General features: G+C 66.2%; 20 protein-coding genes and 1 pseudogene. 12 read left to right on the forward strand and 9 right to left on the reverse strand.

Annotated features, from left to right (window positions below):
• Positions 1 to 97 precede the first annotated feature (97 nt).
• Complete coding sequence (locus ABD301_RS03905; RefSeq protein WP_344307190.1) at positions 98 to 787, forward strand: FadR/GntR family transcriptional regulator; 690 nt, start codon at positions 98 to 100, stop codon at positions 785 to 787.
• Between the two features lie 27 nt (positions 788 to 814).
• On the opposite strand, the gene ABD301_RS03910 is transcribed toward ABD301_RS03905, so the two are convergent.
• The 4 genes from ABD301_RS03910 to ABD301_RS03925 all read right to left on the reverse strand — a co-directional run bounded on the left by ABD301_RS03910 (position 815) and on the right by ABD301_RS03925 (position 4157).
• Complete coding sequence (locus ABD301_RS03910; protein ID WP_344307192.1) at positions 815 to 1846, reverse strand: hypothetical protein; 1032 nt, start codon at positions 1844 to 1846, stop codon at positions 815 to 817.
• A 164-nt stretch (positions 1847 to 2010) separates the two neighbouring features.
• Positions 2011 to 2649 carry a GntR family transcriptional regulator gene (locus tag ABD301_RS03915; protein ID WP_163567341.1) on the reverse strand — a complete coding sequence of 213 codons (639 nt, stop codon included), beginning with the start codon at positions 2647 to 2649 and terminating at the stop codon, positions 2011 to 2013.
• Positions 2646 to 3338, reverse strand: coding sequence for a haloacid dehalogenase type II (locus tag ABD301_RS03920; RefSeq protein ID WP_344307195.1), 693 nt, complete (start codon positions 3336 to 3338; stop codon positions 2646 to 2648). Before ABD301_RS03920 ends, ABD301_RS03915 begins: the two co-directional genes overlap by 4 nt.
• Positions 3339 to 3467: 129 nt before the next feature.
• Positions 3468 to 4157, reverse strand: coding sequence for a helix-turn-helix transcriptional regulator (locus ABD301_RS03925; RefSeq protein WP_344307197.1), 690 nt, complete (start codon positions 4155 to 4157; stop codon positions 3468 to 3470).
• 89 nt (positions 4158 to 4246) lie between these two features.
• Here ABD301_RS03925 and folE point away from each other — a divergent pair, with 89 nt between their 5' ends.
• The 5 genes from folE (at position 4247) to ABD301_RS03950 (ending at position 9219) form a co-directional block, all read left to right on the forward strand.
• On the forward strand, positions 4247 to 4831 hold the full coding sequence (folE, locus tag ABD301_RS03930) for a GTP cyclohydrolase I FolE (RefSeq protein WP_163567340.1): 585 nt from the start codon (positions 4247 to 4249) through the stop codon (positions 4829 to 4831).
• A gap of 68 nt (positions 4832 to 4899) precedes the next feature.
• Positions 4900 to 6423 carry a nitrilase-related carbon-nitrogen hydrolase gene (locus tag ABD301_RS03935; RefSeq protein WP_344307200.1) on the forward strand — a complete coding sequence of 508 codons (1524 nt, stop codon included), beginning with the start codon at positions 4900 to 4902 and terminating at the stop codon, positions 6421 to 6423.
• A gap of 71 nt (positions 6424 to 6494) precedes the next feature.
• Positions 6495 to 7769 (forward strand): sensor histidine kinase, encoded by a 1275-nt coding sequence (locus ABD301_RS03940; RefSeq protein WP_344307202.1) that lies wholly within the window; start codon positions 6495 to 6497, stop codon positions 7767 to 7769.
• Positions 7757 to 8401, forward strand: a complete 645-nt coding sequence (locus tag ABD301_RS03945; protein WP_163567337.1) for a response regulator — start codon at positions 7757 to 7759, stop codon at positions 8399 to 8401. Before ABD301_RS03940 ends, ABD301_RS03945 begins: the two co-directional genes overlap by 13 nt.
• 14 nt (positions 8402 to 8415) lie before the next feature.
• Positions 8416 to 9219 carry a DUF4097 family beta strand repeat-containing protein gene (locus ABD301_RS03950; protein WP_344307204.1) on the forward strand — a complete coding sequence of 268 codons (804 nt, stop codon included), beginning with the start codon at positions 8416 to 8418 and terminating at the stop codon, positions 9217 to 9219.
• Between the two features lie 12 nt (positions 9220 to 9231).
• On the opposite strand, the gene ABD301_RS03955 is transcribed toward ABD301_RS03950, so the two are convergent.
• A complete protein-coding gene (locus tag ABD301_RS03955) occupies positions 9232 to 10032 on the reverse strand; it encodes a methyltransferase domain-containing protein (RefSeq protein WP_344307206.1) in 801 nt (266 codons plus the stop codon).
• A gap of 144 nt (positions 10033 to 10176) precedes the next feature.
• On the opposite strand from ABD301_RS03955, the pseudogene ABD301_RS03960 reads away from it, so the two are divergent.
• Together ABD301_RS03960 and ABD301_RS03965 are read left to right on the forward strand one after the other, a co-directional pair.
• A pseudogene (locus tag ABD301_RS03960) lies at positions 10177 to 10311 on the forward strand (VOC family protein); the annotation flags it as partial.
• 158 nt (positions 10312 to 10469) lie between these two features.
• Positions 10470 to 11729: a DUF222 domain-containing protein gene (locus ABD301_RS03965; RefSeq protein WP_279579509.1), complete on the forward strand. Its 1260-nt coding sequence runs from the start codon at positions 10470 to 10472 to the stop codon at positions 11727 to 11729.
• 72 nt (positions 11730 to 11801) lie between these two features.
• On the opposite strand, the gene ABD301_RS03970 is transcribed toward ABD301_RS03965, so the two are convergent.
• On the reverse strand, positions 11802 to 12740 hold the full coding sequence (locus ABD301_RS03970) for a phosphotransferase enzyme family protein (RefSeq protein WP_163567333.1): 939 nt from the start codon (positions 12738 to 12740) through the stop codon (positions 11802 to 11804).
• A gap of 159 nt (positions 12741 to 12899) precedes the next feature.
• Positions 12900 to 14303 carry a MocR-like pyridoxine biosynthesis transcription factor PdxR gene (pdxR, locus tag ABD301_RS03975; RefSeq protein WP_344307210.1) on the reverse strand — a complete coding sequence of 468 codons (1404 nt, stop codon included), beginning with the start codon at positions 14301 to 14303 and terminating at the stop codon, positions 12900 to 12902.
• 47 nt (positions 14304 to 14350) lie between these two features.
• Here pdxR and ABD301_RS03980 point away from each other — a divergent pair, with 47 nt between their 5' ends.
• From ABD301_RS03980 to ABD301_RS03995, 4 genes are all read left to right on the forward strand, one after another.
• A complete protein-coding gene (locus ABD301_RS03980; protein ID WP_344307212.1) occupies positions 14351 to 15505 on the forward strand; it encodes an MFS transporter in 1155 nt (384 codons plus the stop codon).
• Positions 15506 to 15515: 10 nt separating this feature from the next.
• Positions 15516 to 16082 carry a dihydrofolate reductase family protein gene (locus ABD301_RS03985; protein WP_344307214.1) on the forward strand — a complete coding sequence of 189 codons (567 nt, stop codon included), beginning with the start codon at positions 15516 to 15518 and terminating at the stop codon, positions 16080 to 16082.
• Between the two features lie 85 nt (positions 16083 to 16167).
• Positions 16168 to 16521 (forward strand): YciI family protein, encoded by a 354-nt coding sequence (locus ABD301_RS03990; protein ID WP_163567331.1) that lies wholly within the window; start codon positions 16168 to 16170, stop codon positions 16519 to 16521.
• Complete coding sequence (locus tag ABD301_RS03995) at positions 16518 to 17744, forward strand: RNA polymerase sigma factor (RefSeq protein WP_344307216.1); 1227 nt, start codon at positions 16518 to 16520, stop codon at positions 17742 to 17744. The genes ABD301_RS03990 and ABD301_RS03995 overlap by 4 nt, the downstream gene beginning before the upstream one ends.
• 33 nt (positions 17745 to 17777) lie before the next feature.
• On the opposite strand, the gene ABD301_RS04000 is transcribed toward ABD301_RS03995, so the two are convergent.
• Together ABD301_RS04000 and ABD301_RS04005 are read right to left on the reverse strand one after the other, a co-directional pair.
• Entirely contained in the window at positions 17778 to 18347 is a 570-nt protein-coding gene (locus ABD301_RS04000) for a TIGR03086 family metal-binding protein (RefSeq protein ID WP_344307218.1), read from the reverse strand.
• A gap of 71 nt (positions 18348 to 18418) precedes the next feature.
• Positions 18419 to 19789, reverse strand: a complete 1371-nt coding sequence (locus ABD301_RS04005; protein WP_425551883.1) for a WS/DGAT/MGAT family O-acyltransferase — start codon at positions 19787 to 19789, stop codon at positions 18419 to 18421.
• Between the last annotated feature and the right edge of the window lie 47 nt (positions 19790 to 19836).

Here is a 19836-nt window from a genome sequence, read left to right on the forward strand (position 1 = left end):
CGGGTGAACTCGTGTTTCGCAAAGGTTGCCGCGCCGGAGTTCCCACTGTCAAGATATCTTCGTAATTAATGAATAGTGGCGAGGGGATACGACCGGAATGGGGCAATACGCGGGGCGCGGAGTGCACGGGCAGACGGTCGAGACCATCGCCGGCCGGATCCTGTCCGGACAGCTCCCCGAGGGCGCCACCCTCGACCTCGGGGCGCTGCAGCACGAGTTCGACGTCAGCCTGACCGTGATGCGCGAAGCCCTGCGCGTGCTGGCCGCGAAAGGCATGATCGATGCCCGTCCCAAACGCGGCACGTTCGTACGCCCGAGGGCCGACTGGAGCCTGCTGGACGCGGACGTACTGCGCTGGCAGTTCGGTCAGCGGGCCGAGCCCGGCCTCTTCACGGACCTGCATGACCTGCGCACCATCGTGGAACCCGGCGCGGCCCGGCTAGCCGCCGTCCGGCGTACCGACCAGGACCTGGCGCGCCTGGACGCCGGCCTCACCCAGATGTCCGCCGCCGCCGACCCGGCGGCCGCCGTCGTCGCCGACCTCGCCTTTCACCGCCTGCTGCTGGCCACCACTCACAACGAACTGCTGGTCCGGATGGAGGTGGTGATCGAAACCGGCCTCGCCGAACGGGACCGCATCGTGCACGGCGTACTCGCCGCCGACGACCCCGTCCCCAGCCACCGCGCCGTCGTCGACGCCATCCGCGCCCAAGACCCCGACCGGGCCGCCCTCGCAATGGAGGAACTCCTGCTCAAGGCGGTCGCCGACGTGGCCAAGGCCTGGTAACTGTCCGCTGTTCGCGGAGGGCGAGGGCTAGACGGCGAGCCGGCGGGTGGAGACGCGGTGGCGGCCCTTCTTGGCGGAGGCCCGTCGGGACAGGATCAGGTTGCTGGTGAACAGGCCACCGGTGACCATCACCAGCGCCATGCCGGCAGCGACCAGGATCAGGCCCCAGCGGGTCCAGCCGCGGGTGTCGAAGGTGGCCGCGGCCGGCTTGGGGTTCACGCCGGGCGTTTGAGCGCCCTGGTCGCCGAAACCGCCGGTAGAGCCGATGCCGCCGTCACCGGCGCCGGGCACGGCCGGCTGGGTGGGCAACCCCGAGGTGGTCGAGCCCGGCCCGTACGTGGTGGGCGGGTACGACGGGTACGAACCCGTCCCGGGGGCGGTGTTGGTGTTGCTGTTGGCCGCCGGAGTGGGCGACGGGGTCGGTCTCGGGGTGGCCGAGTGGCTCGGGGTGGGCGTCGGGGACGCGGTCGCAACCGGGCAGGTCTTATTGATGTCCGGTGCGACCCCGGGCAGTGGTGCCGCGGCTGGCGGCGTGGAGGGCGGCGGGCCCGCGACGTACTTCCAGCCGACCACGGCACCATTGTCAACAGGGGAACTCTGCGATTGACCGGAGGACGCCCAGGCGCCATTGCCGGTCTTCGAGTACGCGAACACCCAGTAGCCGGACGCATTTGGGGTGCAGCCGTCCGCTGGAATGGTGTTGATCTTGCAGACATTCCGATTGGCGTCGAGACCGACCCGGTCCGAGTTCTTCCCCGTGGGGTCGAACTTGGCCATCAGTACGCCCACCGGCGTGATGCCGGAAGACCAGTCAGCACAGGAGACTGAGGGCTGTGGGTACCCGCCTTGGCCGCTGAAGTCGACTATGACGCCGACGTGCGAGCCGGCTGCCGCGTACGCACAACCGCCGCCGAGGCCGATCGTGGCCAACGGTGTCCACGGTCCGATCGCGAGCAGGCCGGCGGCGAGGACCGCGACCAGCGCGGCCGGCGACCACCACTGACGCGAACCCCCGCGGCGCGGCGACCACCTGGACGGTGAGCGGCCGGCATCGGCCATGACGTGGACCCCTCCTCGGACGGACAACAGTGGCCATTATTCAATACCGACGCACGGGTTCGGTAGGAAAGTTCCAGGCCGATTGCGGTTGATCCGGACCAAAAACTCAAACTCGCCCGATAGGGCACCTATTAAGTCACCTTTTGTCGGGCTAAATCAGCCGATCAGTGGGTTGCCGCAAATGCGTCCCGGGCACGCCGCATGTGAGCCAGCATCTCGGTACGGGCGACCTCGGGATCGCCGGAGCGGATCGCCGCGAGCAGCTGTCGGTGTTCGTCGATCAACGCGGTCGGCGCCGGGTAGGTCGACTGCAACTGCGCGAGGCACAGCTGCATCTCCTCATGTACGACCGCGTAGAGCCGACTCAACCGCGGGCTCCCCACCGCGTCGACCAACGCGATGTGGAAGTCGGTATGCGCTTGCACCCGCTGCGCCCAGCTGGCCTGCGGCCCCATCGCGGCTAGCCGGGCCAGCATCCGGTCCGCCGCCATGGCGTCGATCCCGCGCTCGGCCAGCGTGCTGACCGTCAGCAGCTCCAGCGGCGTGCGCATGAAATACAGGTCATCCACGTCCGCGACGGACAGCACCGGCACCCGCGCCGACCGGCCATGCTCGCGTACGAGCAGACCGCGGTTCACCAGCGTCTGCAGCGCCGCGCGGACCGTCGGCCGGGCCACCTCGTACCGCTGGGCCAGCGCGATCTCCGGGATCGGCTCCCCCGGCCGCAGCTGGCCGCCGAGAATCTGGCCGCGCAGCTCGGCGACCAACGCGTCGGTCGTACTGGTGACCTGGAGGGCGCTCACTCCGGAATGCTCTGCCCGTCCGCGAGGCGGGCCAAGGGCCACAGGTCCCGCCACATGTGGTCGGCCGCGACGCCGTCCGGCTGCCGCTCATGGTGCCGGTTGACCCAGGCGGTGGTCAGGCCGAGCTTCTTCGCCGGCGCATTGTCATATTTGAAGCCGAAAGCCACGTGCAGGACCCGATCCGCCGGCACCCCGATCCGCTCCAGCGCGTACGAAAAGAAGGCCACGTCCGGCTTGTACGTGCCCACGTCCTCGGCGGTGATCACGAAGTCGAACGCTACCCGGTGCTGGCGGATGCTGTGCGAAATGATGTCGCGGTCCGTGTTGGACAGGATGGCGAGCTTCATCCCAGCCGCCTTTGCCCTGGTCAGCGCCGGATAGGTGTCCATAAAGGACGGCCACGACCGCATCGCGTTGGCCAGGTCGCGCCCAAGGGTGTCGTCGTACGCCCAGCCGTGCTGCTCGCAGACCTCCGCGAGCGCCTGCGCCAACACCTGCTTGTACGTCCGATAGCCGCTGCCGAGGATGTCGAACTGGATGCGCTCGAACTCCCGCTGCAACTGCACCCCCGGCACCAGCTCGGCGTCGCCGTTGCGCAACGCCAACTGGTAGAGGAACTGCGCAGCCCCGCCCTCCCAGTCCGTCAACGTCCCGTAGTTGTCGAAGGTCACCACGTCGTACGGCGGCATGCTCACTCCTCTTGTCTGACTGTCATCCTGTCAGACAATATACGCTCCACCACGAGGAACGCCAGCCATATTTGCCAGGATCGAGCCTGAACGGCCAGCACCTCATCGGTCGCCGGCCGAACCACTGTTCTAACGATGCGGTGAAGCTGTCAGCACCACGCAGCAACGGTCCGCGGCCGGCTCGAGAACGACCTGGAGGCGGTCCGGCGCCAACGCACCGGCGAGCGCGGCGACCAGGGCGCGGTTCATCCGGCACACCAGCTCGGTATGCACCGCGGCGAGCGCGTGAAACGGGCAGTTCGCGAGCACCACGCGCTCGTTTTCGCGCCGTGGCTCGTATCCGTTCTCGGCAAGGGCCTCAACCGCCGACCCAAGAACGTCGCCTTCCTGCCGTTTCGCAGCCGTACGACCAATAATCGCGCCCTGCGTGGCGGCCGCCTGGTCGAGCGCGTCCAACACCGGCGCGCCCGTCCGGGCCGCGTCGGTGATCGCGTCGGCCATCAACAGGCCGGCCAGCTGGTACTGGCGGCGCGGCAGGGACACCGAGATTTCGTTGGTTGCTCTGCGATAAAGCTTGGAAGGATGTCCAGCACCGGGCCCGGTGCGACCGTCGAGGCGGGCGTAGTCAGCCTCCAACAGGCCCTCCGCCGCCAGCTTGTCGAGGTGGAACTTCGCCTGATGCCGGGGCACCCCGACGGCGTCCGCGGCCTGGTCACGGCTAACCGCGGTGTCCTGACCACACACGAAAAAGTAGAGCTCACGGCGTACCGGCTCAGCGAGGGCACCGATCCCGGTCACGCTCCGCTCGAACTCACCCATCTTCCGCCTTCTCGCCGGCAAGTTGCTTGACGCTCCAAACCTCGTTCTCTAACGTAGAGATTAGTGTCCGTTAGAGCCGGAGGCAAGGTATGAGTATCAGCTACCCCGACGTGCAGGTGGTCGACAGCCCCGTCGGCCTGCCAGCCGCGGCCCGCGCCGCCGAGGATTTCCTGGCCGCGCTCGGGGTCTCCTGCGACAACCCGGAAATGCGCAGAAGCCCGCAGCGGATGGCCGAGGCCTACGCCGCGATGCTCACCCCGCGCCCGTTCGAGGTGACGACTTTTCCCAACGACGAAGGCTATGACGAGCTGATCGTGGTGAAGTCAATCCCGATGCAGTCGGTGTGCGAGCACCATCTGCTGCCCTTCACCGGCATCGCGCACGTCGGCTACATTCCGGCCGACCGGATCGTCGGACTCTCCAAAATCGCCCGGATAGTCGAGAAATTCGCCCGCCGCCCACAGGTCCAGGAGCGCCTCACCAAACAGGTGGCGAACTGGTTCGAGGACCAACTGTCGCCCAAAGGCGTGGGTGTGGTGATCGAGGCGGAGCACATGTGCATGACGCTCCGGGGCGTACGAGCGGCCGGCGCGATCACCAAGACGTCGGCACTTTCCGGTGTCATCAAGGACGTGCCGCAGTCCCGGGCGGAATTCCTCAGCATCGTGGTGTAGACAGCTGCAGTCCAACTCGGAACTCAACGCCAGTGACGGTGCCGGTCGGGGCGGACAGGCTGGACCGCATGACGAACTCAGTGACGGATCCCGGCCGGTTCGCGGTCGGATGGCGGAAATACCTGTGGTTGGCGGCCGGCGCCGCACTGGGCGGTTTCGCCCTGCACAACGACTGGTCGATCTCGATCGCCGGCTGGCTGTTCCTGATCTGCCTGATGCGTTTCACCCGCAGCAGCGGCATCCTGCTTGGTTTTGGATGCAGCTGGCTCGCGTCCGCGGTCGCGACCGTGGTTTTCCTTTTCGCGGGCAACAGATTCTCCTTCGGACCCATTCTCTTTGGCTGCCTGGCGATCTCCACGATCCTGACGTTGCCACTGTTGGTTGACAGGTTGTTGTTCGCTCGTCTCACCCCGCTGCTGGCCACTCTCATCTTTCCCACCACTCGCGTCGCCACCGAGTTCCTGGTGGCCGCGGTGAGCCCTTTCGGTACGATTTTCGGCCCACTGGCGGGCACCCAGTCGGCGAACCTGCCGCTGCTGCAGTTGGTCTCGGTGACCGGCATTTACGGCATCAGCTTCCTGATGGCCTGGGCCGCGCCGGTGGCCAACCTGGCGTTGGAAAAGCGGCTGTCCTGGTGGAAAATCCGTACCGTTACTCTCGCTTTCACCGCGCTCCTTGGGCTGGTGCTGCTCGGCGGCGGGATTCGCCTCGCGGTCGCGCCAGCGGCCAAGCAGACCGTACGGGTAGCCGGCGTCAGCTCCTCGGTGCAGGCAAGGCAAAGTAAGCAGGCGCTGGACAATTTCCACACTCCCGATGTCACGCCGGACCAGAAACCCCAGCTGCGCAGGGCATTCGCGTTCGTGACCGACGACCTGTTCCTGCGAAGCACAGTGGAAGCCCACGCTGGCGCGAAAATCATCGTCTGGCCGGAAGCCGGCGCGCTGACCTTGCACGACGATCTGCCAGCGCTGCTCAGCAGGGCCGCCGACTTCGCCCGAACCCAGCACGTCTATCTGGAGATGGGCGTCGGCGTGATCCTGGACAACGCGCCATACACCCGCGACATGGCGGTTCTGGTGGACCCGAACGGAAAAGCGCTGTGGGAGTTCGACAAGGCGCATCCGGTGCCTGGCCTGGAGGACTTTCCAGCCGGTGACGGCAAAGTGCCGGTGGCGAGCACCCCGTTCGGGCGCCTCGCCAACGTCATCTGTTTCGACGCCGACTTCCCTGGCACGCTGCGCCCCTCCGGCGGCCAGGCCGACATCATGCTCGTGCCGGCGAACGACTGGCAGGGCATCGAGAAGATGCACTCGGAGAACGCGGTCTTCCGAGCGGTCGAAAACGGCTACTCCGTCGTACGGCAGGCCAGCAACGGCATCGCTGTGACCACGGACAATCGCGGAGTCGCCCTCGCGACCACGAACTTCTTCAGCACGCCGCAGCAGAACATGATCGCGTACGTACCCATCCGCGGCACCTGGACCATCTACAGCGCTGTCGGCGACCTGTTCGCCTGGCTGTGCGCGGCCGCCATGATCGCGCTCTGCGCGCTGGCGATCGTACGACCCACCCCCACCCCGATCCAGGGGTGAAGCTAGGTACAGGGCGGGACGGGGGGCCGGTGCCATGGCGCTGGGCCGGCCCGGCTCCTTACCGTTATGGGGTGCCTACCACTTCCCACGGCCCCGCCGGCGGCCGGATCGCGACCAGCTTGCTGCTGGCGCCGGTCCGGCCGGCCGGCTGGCGGGCGACCGCGCACCTGACCGCGGGGCTGCCGCTGGCCGCCGCCGGCTTCGCGGTGACGGCATTTCTGGGCGCGCTCACCGTCGCGTTGGCGCCGACGGTGGTGCCAGCGTTGGGAACGCTCGCCGCGCTGGCGTACTGCGCGAATGGCTTCAGCCGGGCGCAACGGTCCCGGTTCGGCGCCCTGCTTGGCGTCGAGATCGCGCTCGCCGAGCCGGCCCCGTCGGTGCCGGCGGCCGGTCGGTTCCAGCGGGTCTTCGACCGGGCCCTGAGCTGGCGGACCGGCCGGCAACTCGGCTATCACCTGCTGGCGTTGCCAGTCAGTGTCATCGGCACCGTCGCGGTCGTGACAATGTGGACGGTCGGCGGCGCACTGGCACTTCTGCCGGCGTACGCGTGGATGATGCTCGACCGGTCGGACGCGGTCGTCGAGATCGCGCTCACCGCGGGCGGTCTGACGCTGCTTTTCTCCGCACCCTGGGTGGCCCGTGGACTGTCCACTGTGGACGTTCTGCTGGCGAGATGGCTGCTTGGACCGCGCCGGGCCGAGACTTTGGCGCACCGGGTGCAAACCCTGACCGCCAGCCGAGCCGGCGCGATCGATGCGGCTGATGCCGAACGGCGGCGGATCGAGCGGGATCTCCATGACGGTACGCAGCAACGGCTCACCGCGCTGGCGATGAATCTGGGCATCGCCAGGGAAAGTCTCGGCGACTCCACCGACCCAGCGGCGAAGGTGATCGCCGCTGCCCACGAGGATGCCAAGCAAACACTCGCGGAACTGCGCTCCTTCGTACGCGGTCTGCACCCCGCGGTGTTGAACGATCGAGGCCTGGACGCGGCGCTTTCCGGACTGGCCAGCCGATCCCCGGTGCCCGTACGACTGCATGTCTCGGTCGAGCAGCGACCTTCGGCGACCGTCGAGGCGGTGGCATATTTCGTGGTGTCCGAGGCGTTGACGAATGTCAGCAAGCACGCCCAGGCGACCGCGGTGGAAGTCACCGCCGTACGGACCGAAAATCAGCTGGTAGTGACCATTGTGGACAATGGACGAGGTGGGGCCGCGGACGACGACACCGGAAGCGGGCTGCGTGGGCTTCGCCAGCGGGTCGCCGCCGTCGACGGCCGGCTGATCGTGAAAAGCCCGCCGGCCGGCGGCACCACCATCACCGCGGAGCTGCCATGCGCATTGTGATCGCAGAGGACTCGATCCTGCTTCGCGAGGGTTTGGTCCGGCTGCTGGAGAGCCGCGGCGACGAGGTGGTGGACGCGGTAGGCGACGCCGATGCATTGCTTGCTAGCGTACAAAACGATCAGCCGGACCTGGTGATCGCGGACGTACGAATGCCGCCGTCGCACACCGACGAGGGCCTGCGGGCCGCGCTCGTGCTGCGCCGGCAGTTCCCGGAGCTGCCGGTGCTCGTCCTTTCCCAGTATGTCGAAGAACGCTATGCCACCGAGCTGCTGTCCGGCCCGACCAGCGGGGTCGGATACCTGCTGAAGGACCGGGTCGCCGACGTCTCGACTTTTATAGACATGCTGCGGCAAGTGGCCGCTGGCGGGACCGTCCTGGATCCGGAAGTGGTGTCGCAGATCCTGGTCCGGCACCGAAGCGACCCGCTCGACCGGCTGACGCCACGTGAATCCGAAGTTCTCGCGCTGATGGCGCAGGGCCGCTCGAACTCGGCCGTCGCCAGTGCGCTGGTAATCAGCGAAAGCGCGGTCGCCAAACATGTCAACAGCATCTTCACCAAGCTTGACCTGCCGCTCGCGGACACCGACCATCGCCGGGTCCTGGCCGTGCTGCGATTCCTGCGAATCAGATAAGAGAAATAGCAAAAATGACAAACACAACGCACGACACCCGAAGTTTTCGCTTTGTCTGGTGGATCACCGGCGGCATCGTCGCCCTTATTGCCGCGGTCGGCATTGGCATTTATGGATGGGGACTGCTGACCACCACCACGGAGACGCAGAACCAGGTCTACCGACAGCCCATCACGGCGTTGAGCATCGACGCCGACGCGGCCACTATAGTGGTCGCCGCCGGCCCGGCCGGTCAGGTGTCAGTGCACAGAGTCCTGGAGACGACCAAGGGCTGGAAGCCGACCATCAGCGAACAATGGAGTGGATCCTCACTACACGTGACGGTCAAATGCCCGGACAGCGTCCTTGGCCGCAAGTGCTCGATCGCGTACGCGATCACCGTGCCGGCCGCCACCACCCTTGCTGTGCAGTCCGACACCGGTGACCTCACGATCGGCGACCTGACCGCCCGGACCACCGTCAACACCTCGTCCGGGAACGTCACCGCGACCGGTCTGAGCGGGCCACTGAGCGTACGAGCAGACTCCGGAGAGGTGGTAGGCATGGCCTTGACCAGCACAAATGCCACCGTGGTCGCCGAATCCGGAAACGTGACCCTGGGCTTTGCGGCGGCACCACAGTCGGTGAGCGCCAGCGCGAACTCCGGCAACGTGACGGTGAAGGTGCCGCGCACGGGCACCGCCGCCGACGCGTACGACGTGGTGACGACCGTCGACTCGGGCACCCGCGACCTGTCCGTACGGCAACCCAGCACCACCGGCCGGCGAATCACCGTGCAGGCCGAGTCCGGCAACGTGACCGTGGGCTACCAGAGCTGACGACGATGCCCATTACTTCACCGCTATACCTTTGAAAAACGTGTAATGGAACGTCCCATCGACGATCCTGCGAAGGTCCGCGATGCCTCGATCCCACTCGCCGCTGGTGAGCAGACCGGCAGCCAACGCATCATCGCGTACGCCCTCGACCATCGCGATAAACGTGTTGCGAGTGAAGCCCTCGACCAGCGCCGGCCGGGTCCGGTCGACGTACATCGTCCGCGGCCGGACCACCACGTCCCGGAACCCGGCGGCGGTGAGCAGCGGCTCGACCTGCCGGCCGAGCAGCCCGTCACCGCCGGCGCGCGCCTGCAGCTCGACGAGGCAGTCGATGGTGGCCTGCGCGTACGCGCTGGCGGGGTGGAAGAAGGCGGAACCGTGGTCGCCCTCGATCACGGTGATCGTGCCACCCGGACGCAACACCCGACGAACCGCGGCCAGCGCAGCCACCGGATCCGCCAGGTGCTCGAGCACGAAACAGACGAAAAGGTGGTCGAACTCAGCGTCCGCGAACGGCAGATCGTGCAGGTCAGCGACCTGGAACCGGACATTGGGCGCGGGCACCCTGGCCCGCGCGACCGCTACTGACTCGACCGAAAGGTCGATCGAGACCAGGTCCGCCGCCGGGCTGCCGGCGACCAGATGGACGGTCTGGGCGCCGACCCCACAGCCAACCTCCAGCACCCGCGTGCCGGCCGGAAAATGGGTGCCAGCATGCAACAACTCCGCCAACGTGTCGGCCTGATCGCCCAACCGCCGCGTCTCGACCCCCGAATACCCATGCACGTACCCGACCGCCGTCGCCACATCCATGCCACCACTCTGCGAGGATCCATGGTCCTGTGCACAGGTCCATAATCGGCGATTTCTGCCGGTCCATAGGCTCGACGAACGACAATTCTCGCCGAGTAGACCCGCTACCTTCTCCTAACAGCGAACCGCTGCACCAGGCCACACTTCGACCTGAGCGCGCAAGGCTCGATCGCCGACGAGGTGGCCCGGCTGGTTGCGCTCGGCGGCACCGTCGTACGCGAAGGTGACGAGCTGACCGTCATGTGCGACCCGGAGGGCAACGAATTCTGCGTGGAATAACGTCGACCAGTTGTTCACCGCGGCCGCCAACGCCTCACTCGGCTTGGTTGGCAGAGCGCGCGCTTCGCAATAGGTAGCCCTTTTCCACAGGCGGCTTTCTTATCCACAGAAACGAAATCAGCGTCCCGACTGTCGGTGGCGGCCAGTAAAATTGGGTCATGAGCAGAAAACGAAGGCGACCAGAATTCACCGACCCAAACAAGCAACCATGGCGCACCATGCCACCCAGCTGGGTTCCCCTGCAAATGCTGGAAGAACTCGACCGGTACGGCCGAGTCGACGCTGACACCGCGCTGGCCGCGATCGAAACCTTGGATAAGGTGATTTCGTATACGCAGGCGATGCAGATGCGGTTCATGGACCGCTTCACCAACGCCCGACCCGCCGTAGGTGCACCTTTCTCCAAATACGCGGCCGGTGAAATCGCCGCATCACTGACCTGGAGCCTGTCGGCCGCTCAGAAGCGGTTGAATTTGGCGTACCAACTGGTCCATGAGCTGCGGGGCACCATGGCTGGGATGTCTCACGGTGACCTTGACCTGCGTAAGGCGTTCACGTTCGCGGACCAGGTCGGCCACCTCTGCCCTGAGGACGCTCGGAAAGTCGAAGAGAAGGTGCTGCCCGGCGCCGACTCGAAAACGCCTCGATCGATCCGGGACAGGGCCCGGCGGGAGGTCATCAAAATCGACCCGGCCGCTGCCGAAGCCCGCCGCAAGAAACTGGTCTCTGAGAGGCGAGTAGAAAAGCAGCCTTGCGAAGACGGGATGGCTCTGCTGGGTGCGTTCCTGCCCGCCGAGTCCGCAGAGGCGATCTACCGCATCATCGACACCATCGCCCGCAGCCTCAAAACCAAAGACGAAACCCGCACCATGGACGCACTCCGAGCCGACGCCCTCACCGACCTCTGTCTGGGTGTCCCGAGCAACGTACGCACCAAAATCGAACTCCGCGTCGACGCCACCACACTGATGGGCCTGGACGACAACCCCGCAATCCTCAGTGGATACGGCCCCATGACCGCACAACGCGCCCGCGAACTCGCCGGCGACCAGAACAGCGAATGGTACCGAATCCTCACCGACCCCATCAGCGGAGTGGTGATCGACCATGGCCGTACGCGCTACCGCCCCACCCAAGCACTACGAGACCTGGTCAACGCACGCGACCAGCGATGCTGCGGCCCCGCCTGCAACCGACCAGCCGCCACCTGCGAGTTCGACCACACCATTCCCTTCCGCAAACCGGAAGGAAAGACCGCGTACGACAGCACCGGACCAGCATGCAAATTCCACAACGACATCAAAGAACACGGCTGGACCGTCACCCAACCGACGCCGGGCCGATTCCTTTGGACCAGCCCCACCGGTCGTACGTACGACGTCACACCCAACGACGAATACCCACCACCACCGTTCTAACCCAAGTCCTGCAAGTAAAGAAGGCGACGCGATGATCAGCATTACCAGCCGGGGCGACCGCGCGTTCGGCACCTAGACCTCGAGCGACACAAAGCCGTCATATAGTCCGGTCCTCAAGTAACGGCACATAAGGGCGAGAATTCCGTTCCCTCGCTGCGGCATATATGCGACCACGGCGTCATTGCGGGAACTCACCATAAAATTGAGGATGATCATGTCGCGTAGCACGAGGAACTCGTTCAGGGCGCTGCTTGATGCTGGAAGGTTTCTGACCTCCCGGTAGCCGGCGAGATACTCCGCCGCTAGACGAGCATATTCATCGCGGTCGTCCAAGCAGGTACGCAGGATCGAGGAGAGCATGGTTGCGATGTCGAGCATATAGTGGCCCCAGCCGCAGTCGTCAAAGTCGATCACGGCCACTTCTCCGGTCGGCATAACTACCACGTTGCCTCGGTGAAGGTCCGCATGGATAAGTGCCCAATCGTCGCCGACGGTCGGCATACGGTCCCGCACCTTCTTGGACACTTCCCGCAGCATCGAACGGTCTGCGCTGGTTAGCCTGCTCCACGCCAGTTCCGACGTCATCGTGGCACCTAGGTCGAAGACTTCCTGATGGCCCCAGGCCGGTCGCTCGAATGGGGCAGATGGCCGGTAACCTGAGGCATGTTCGTGGAGTCGAGCCATGACCCGCCCTAGCTCGGCGGCCAGCTCTGGCCCGAAATGTCGCGGGGCGGCGCCGGGTATCCACTCAAACAACGCCGACGTTACAGGCTCATCCGAACCGTTAAGAGCACTGGTTACGACCAGCTCCGACGACCTAGTCGCCACCGGCGTGGGCACGACAGTCGTCTTCTCAGCTGCAAGAGAGAGCAGCCACTCAAGCTCGGAAGCCTGCGCGGCTGGGCTCCGACCATCTACAACCGAAATGCGCAACACATAACTCTTGCCATTCCGCACGACCAAGTAGACCGCATTATCCTCATATTGCAGTAGCTGCACGCTGTCTGGCATCGCACCATACTGTTTAAGGATAGAGAGGGCCAATGATCGAAGATGCTGCTCCTGCATATGACGACTAAGTTCACTAAATCTGTGATCCATCCTGCTCCTTATCCGGCAGTAGCTGGTCAATCAAAACCACGCGCCCGGGCGCCACGCCGTGGAACAGGTTCAGCTGAGCAAGTCCGCGATGGTGGCGATGCCGGTGCGGATGGCTCGTTCTCCCAGGTTTCCGAAGCCCAACACCAATTGGGCCGGGTCGGTACGACCGCCGGCGCGGCATTCGCTCATGCCGTACAAGCCGACCAACCGCTCCCGGGCCGCCTCGATCACCGCTTTTTCCCCGACGCCCGCGGGTAAATGGGCCACCGCATGGAAACCCGCGGCCAGCCCAGTCAACGTGACCGCGGGAGCGTGGTGTGCGAGCGCGTCGACCAATGCCGTACGGCGAGCCGCGTAAATCCCTCGCATACGACGTAAGTGCCGGTCGAAGCGGCCGGACTCGACGAGTTTGGCCACCGCCAGCTGCTCAAGTCCGGGCGAGCCGCGGTCACTGAGGTGTTTTTCCGCAGAAATGGCTGCGTTGAGCGAAGGTGGGCAGAGGATCCAGCCGAGCCGGAGCGTTGGCGCGAGGGATTTGCTGACCGTACCCAACGCAACCACCCGGTCCGGGGCGAGACCTTGCAGTGCACCTACCGGCTCGCGGTCGTAGCGGAACTCGGCGTCGTAGTCGTCCTCGATAATGGTTCCCTTCCGAGAAACCGCCCATGCGACAAGGGCTTGCCGGCGCTCTGGCGTGAGGACGACACCGGTCGGCCATTGGTGGGCCGGCGTCACGACCACCGCGTCCGCACCGGAAGCCGCGAGCGCTTCCACGTCCACGCCGAAAGCGTCGACTGGCACGCGTACGGGCTCAATGCCCAGCGCCTTTTGCCGGTAGGCCACCCCGTCCTCATCATATCCGGGATCTTCGAAGGCGATCCGCTGGATGCCTTTTTGTACGAGTGCTCGCAAAACCAAATTGAGGCCTTGCGCGAACCCGGTACACACCACCATCCGGGACGGCTCCGCGGCCGCTCCTCTTACCCGTCCCAGGTAGGACGCCAAAACTTCGCGTAGTTCCAGGATGCCGCGCGGATCCCCGTAATCCAGGGCCGCGTTCGGCATTTCCCGACAGATCTCTTTTTGGGCCCAAAGCCAGTCGCCGCGCGGAAAACTGGCCAGGTCGGGGACGCCGTGCCGAAAGTCCGCGATCAGCCGCGGCGGCGCGGCCGCGGCCGCGGCCGTCACTGGAGTGGTCCAAGCGCCCTCGGCTACCCGGGTCGCCGAACCGACCCGGGTCGTCAGGTAACCCTCGGCTTGCAGCTGGCCGAAGCACTCCTGGACCAGGCCGCGGGAGACGCCGAGCATCCGGGCCAACTCCCGCGACGACGGCAGCCGCTCCTGGGCCCGCAACCGGCCGGCGCGGATCGCCTCCCGGAGGCCGCCCTCCAGCTGGCAGCGCAGCGACAACTCCGCCGTACGGTCCAGGGGCAGCAGCAGCTCCGGACTCAAACCGGCCCACTCGATCGGCATAGAATTGGAGCTTAGCGGCGATCCAGTTGGCTCGTAGCGTCCTTCTTATGACAACCACGACGCCGGCCACCCGGCCACGCCTGTTCAGCCGGGCCCTGCTGCTCATCATGGGCGCCAACTTCGGTGCGCTGACCAGCCTCTACCTGCTGCTTTCGGTGGTGCCGCTCTACACCGCGAAACTCGGCGACAACGGGGTCGGCGCCGGTCTGTCGACCGGTCTGCTGATGACCGCGACCGTGGTCGCCGAGCTGGCCACGCCCCGGCTGGTGGCCCGGTTCGGCTACCGCTGGGTCCTGGCCGCCGGCCTGATGCTGCTCGGCGCGCCGACGCTGGCCCTCGCCTTCGCGCCAACGATGGCGACAATCATGCTGGTCAGCCTGGTACGGGGCACCGGCTTCGCGATCGTGATGGTGGTCTCCGGCGCGCTGGTCCCGCTGCTGTTGCCCAAGGAACGCCAGGGCGAGGGCCTGGGCATCAGCGGGCTGGTCGCCTGCCTACCGCCGATCGCGGCGCTGCCGCTCGGGCTGTGGCTGGCCAGCGCGGCCGGCTTCACCGCGGCCTTCCTGGTCGGCGGGTTCTGCGCGCTCGCCGGCCTCGCCGTCATCGGCTGGGTGCCCAAGGTGGCGCCGAGCGGCGAATCGGCGGTCGGCATCGTGGCTGGCCTGCGTACGGCCGCATTGAACCGGCCAGCGATCGTGTTCGCCACCACCGCGATGGCCGGCGGGATCGTGGCCGGCTTCCTGCCGCTGGCGGTGTCCGGCGGCTCCGGTTCGCTGGCCGCCACCGCCCTGCTGGTCCAGGCCGCCACCGCGGCCGGCAGCCGGTGGTTGGCCGGCCGGTTCGGCGACCGTTATGGCGCCGGCAAACTGCTCGTACCAGCCGCCCTCGTCGCCGCCGTCGGTCTGATCCCACTTGTCGTCACCGACAATCCAGTGGCGATTCTCGCCGGCATGGCGGTTTTCGGCATCGGCTTCGGAGCCGCTCAGAACGCGAGCATCGCCCTGATGCTCAGCCGCGTCGCTCCGTCCAGTTACGGCACTGTGAGCGCATTGTGGAATATGTCGTACGACGGCGGCTGGGGCTTGGGCGCCACCGGTTTCGGCATCCTCGCCGCCCGGGTAGGTTTCTCCCCGGCCTTCGCCGCGACAGCCGTCCTGATGGTCGCTACTGTCACGTACTTCCACCGATCCATCAAAAAATAGGAGAAACACCATGAGCAGGATCGTGGTATCGGAATTCATCACCGTCGACGGCGGCATCGACTCCCCCGGCGGCGAACCCGGTTTCGACCGCGCCGGCTGGGCCTTCCAGTTCAGCCGCGGCCCAGAAGGCGACAAGTTCAAACTTGACGAAGTCCAGAAAGCGGACGCCCTGCTGCTGGGCCGCAAAACGTACGACGGCTTCGCCGCGGTCTGGCCGACGGTCAAGGACGAAGCCGGTTTCGCGGAGAAAATGAACAGCATGCCCAAATATGTGCTCTCCTCGACACTGACCGGCCCGACCTGGGCGAACACCACTGTGCTGGGAAGCGTCGACGAGATAGCGAAACTGCGCGAATCCGGCGACGACGAGCTGTTGGTCAACGGCAGCGGCCAGCTCGTACGCGCGTTGGGTGAGCGTGGGCTGGTAGACGAATATCGGCTGATGGTCTTTCCGACCGTGCTGGGTGGCGGCGAGAAACTGTTCGGCGAGACGAGTACGGCCGCGAAGCTGAAGTTGGTCGATTCCCAGGTGGTGGGCACAGATGGCGTGATTGTTTTGACTTACCAAGCGCTCTAGCGCCACGAACAATGCCGCTCCGATCAGACTGTCGAGATCCAGGGCACGCGTTCGTCCTTGACACTGACGGAGAGGAACACCAACCATGCGTTACATGCTGCTGATCTACGGCTGCAACCGCCCTGAACCTGGAGATCCGGGTTTCGCGGAGGCGCTGACCAGGATCAACGCGTTTGTGGACGAGTGTTGCCGGCGAGGTGTGTACGAGGCCGGCGACCCGTTGAAGACGATCGAGACAGCGACGACCGTGCGCGTACGCGACGGGCAAGCGCTGATGACGGACGGGCCGTTCGCGGAGACGAACGAGCAGTTGGGTGGCTACTACATTCTCGACTGCAAGGACCTCGACGAGGCGTTGGAGCTGGCGGCGCAGTGTCCGATGGCGATGGACGGGTCGATCGAAGTCCGTCCGATCGCGGCCGCCCCGCGGCTGACTTGACGGTCGCGGCGGCGGTCGAGCGCGTCTATCGCGAAGAGCGCGCCCGGATGCTGGCCGCGCTCGTACGAGTGCTCGGCGACTTCGAGCTTGCCGAGGAAGCCCTGCACGAAGCCTGCGCGCAAGCCCTGCGCAGCTGGCCGCGGACCGGGATCCCGGACAACCCGGTGGGTTGGCTGCTAACGGTCGGCCGAAACCGCGGTTTCGACTGGCAGCGCAGAGCCATCAAAGGCCGCGAAAAACAGGAAGTGGCCGCCGTTCACACGGGAGAGGCGATGCCCGGGATCAGCGAGGACGCGCTGGTCGGCCTGGGGGACGACCGGCTGAGCCTGATTTTCACCTGCTGCCATCCAGCGCTCGCGATGCCGGCCCGGGTGGCCCTCACGCTGCAGGTCGTGGTCGGCCTGACAGCTGGCGAGATCGCCCGCGCTTTCCTGGTGGGCGAGTCGACGCTGGCGCAACGGTTGGTACGCGCGAAACGCAAGATCAGAGAAGCCGGCGTCTCGTTCGAGGTGCCGCCCGACCATCGCCTCCCCGAACGACTTTCCGGCGTACTCGCCGTCGTTTACCTCATCTTCACGCAGGTCTACAACGCCTCCCCCGCCGCACCCGAGCATCGCGAACTCCGCGCCGAGGCGATCCGGCTCGGCTCACTGATCGCCACTTTGATGCCGGCCGAGCCTGAGGTGTACGGCCTGATAGCGCTGATGTTGCTCCACGATTCGCGTACGGCCGCCCGTTACGACCCGGCCGGCGATGTGGTGCTGCTGGACGATCAGGACCGCACGCAATGGGACCAGTCGCAGATCGCGGCCGGCGTCCACCTTCTCGACCGTGCACTGAAACATCACTCAACCGGCCCGTACGCGCTGCAAGCGGCGATCGCCGCCGTACACGCCCAGGCAGCGACCGCGGACGCCACCGACTGGCCGCGAATCGCCGGCTTGTACGCGGCATTGGCCGGCCTCACGCCCTCCCCTGTCGTGGACCTCAACCACGCGATCGCGATCGCGATGACGGACGGACCCGAGGTCGGCCTGCACCTCATCGACGGAATCGACGGTCTGCGCGGCTACCACCTGTGGCACGCTGCCCGTGCCGACATGTTGCGCCGGCTCGATCGACGCGACGAAGCCACGGCCGCGTACGAAAAGGCTCACGACATCGCGACCAACCCTGCCGACCGCCGCTTCCTGGAGCGGCGCCTGAAGGAGCTCGACAACTAATGCGACTCACCCGGTGACCTGGGCTCGGGCGGTTCAGGCCGCCCGGCCCAGAAACGCCAGCAGCCTGGTCTGCTCGTCGGCACCTGGCGGCGGGGTCAGCTCGGGGCCGAAGAAGCCCGGCTCACGACTCATCGACTGCTGCGCCCACGCGTACGAGAGCGGCACCAGCGCCGGGTCCAGCCGCACGTCCATGCCGAGCGGGTGACCGATGTCCCATGTGTGCCCGAGAAAGTCGGTGACCAGCAGGGTCGCCATCGCGGAAAGCGGGATCTCGCCAAGGCCCGGGAGGGTGATGCGGCGCGCGAGGGTCTCTTCGTCGAGCACGCCATTGGCCTCGTCACGGGCCTGTCGCCAGGTCGCGACCGGGTCGACGGCGGCGAGTTCGCCTGGACTCGTGGATCCGGGAAATCCGGTCTTGCTCTGGTAGTCCTGCCCCGTCGCCCAGGCCCGCAGCTGGTGCTGGGCCCAGATGACATGACCGGCGACATCGCGCACGGTCCACTCCGGGCAGGCCGACCGCGCGTCCCACTGGGCCGCCGGCACGGCGGCCAGCACCTCGTCGAAACCGCCTTGCGCCCGTTTGTACGACTCCATCGTGTCCATGGTGGTTCCTCTCGTCGATGAGACACGTCCAAACCCAAGGACGATCGGCAGACGCGAGACTCGACACTCCCCTATGAAACCGCCCGTTCCAGTTCCTCCAACGCGGCATCGAGATGCCCCAGCAGATGCTGCAGGTGCGGCAGACTCCGGCGGCACCCGACGATCCCGAAATCCAAACTCCCCGCGTGGGACGTCAGCGTGATGTTCATCGCCTGCCCGTCCAACAGGAATGACACCGGATACGTCCCGCTCAACTTCGCGCCGTTGAAATACATGTCCTCGGTGGGACCTGGAACATTGGAGATAATCAGGTTGAAAGGCGGCGGAGTGAGCCGGGTAATGCCCGGCAGCGGCGCCAACCCGACGCCGCCGACCATCAACGCGGACAGCGCGGTGATCTGCAGCGGGGTGAGTTCGGCGTACATTTCCTTGCTGGTGCTCATGGCCGCCATGATCTGCTCCAGCCGGACCGCCGGATCGGGAATGTCGGTGGCCAGTGAGCACAGGATCGTCCCGACCGCGTTGCCGGTGGCGTCGGACTTCAGTCGCGCGCCGCGCAACGAGACCGGCACCATGGCGACCAGCGGGGCGGCCGGCAATGCGTTGAGTTCCAACAAATAGCGCCGAAGCGCGCCGGCGGACATGGCGAGGGCGATGTCGTTGACGGTGGAGCCGGAGCGTTTTCCGAGTTCCCGGATCCGGTCCAGCGACCAGGACTGGGCGGCGAATCGGCGGGCGCCGCCGATGCTGACGTTGAGGACGGTTTTCGGGGCTTGGAAAGGCAAGGTCGCGGCCTGCTCTTGAATCGTACGCAGCGCGGTCCGCACCACCGCAGGACCAATGCCCAGCGCGTCGGAAACACCGCCGGCGACCGCTGACAAGCGGTCGGACAGATCCACCCCGTTAACGGCATGGCTGCGGGATTTCGGTCGTGCGGCCCAGAACGGCAGGCAGTCCAGGTCGTCCGGGTCGGTGGTCATCATCCGGACCAGCTGGCGGACCGCGGACGCGCCGTCGACCAGCGCGTGATGAACCTTCGTATACGTGGCGTAGCGGTTGCCTTCGAGGCCATCAATGAGGTGGAACTCCCAGAGCGGCCGGTGCCGGTCCAACAGCGAGCCGTGCAGCCGGGACACCAGCTCCAGCAGCTGCCGGACCTTGCCCGGGCGAGGCAGCGCGGACAGCCTCACGTGGTATTCCAGATCCAGCTCGTCGTCGTCCTGCCAGCCCCACTGGCCGAAACTGGCCAGCGACCGGCGCGGCCGCTGGCGATAGAGCGGCTGAGCCTCAGCAGCGCCGAGCATCTGCCTATAGAGCTCATAAACGTAGTCCGGGCCGGCGCCATCGGGCACGTCGTACAACTGCAGACCACCCACGTGCAATGGATGCTCACGCGATTCGAGCAGGAGGAACATCGCGTCAGTGATCGGCATCGGCATCATCTGCTGGCGACCTCCCTGCTGCTGGAATTGCTGCTGATTGCGAATGC

The sequence above is a fragment of the Fodinicola feengrottensis genome, from assembly GCF_039530045.1.
Lineage (GTDB): Bacteria > Actinomycetota > Actinomycetes > Mycobacteriales > HKI-0501 > Fodinicola > Fodinicola feengrottensis.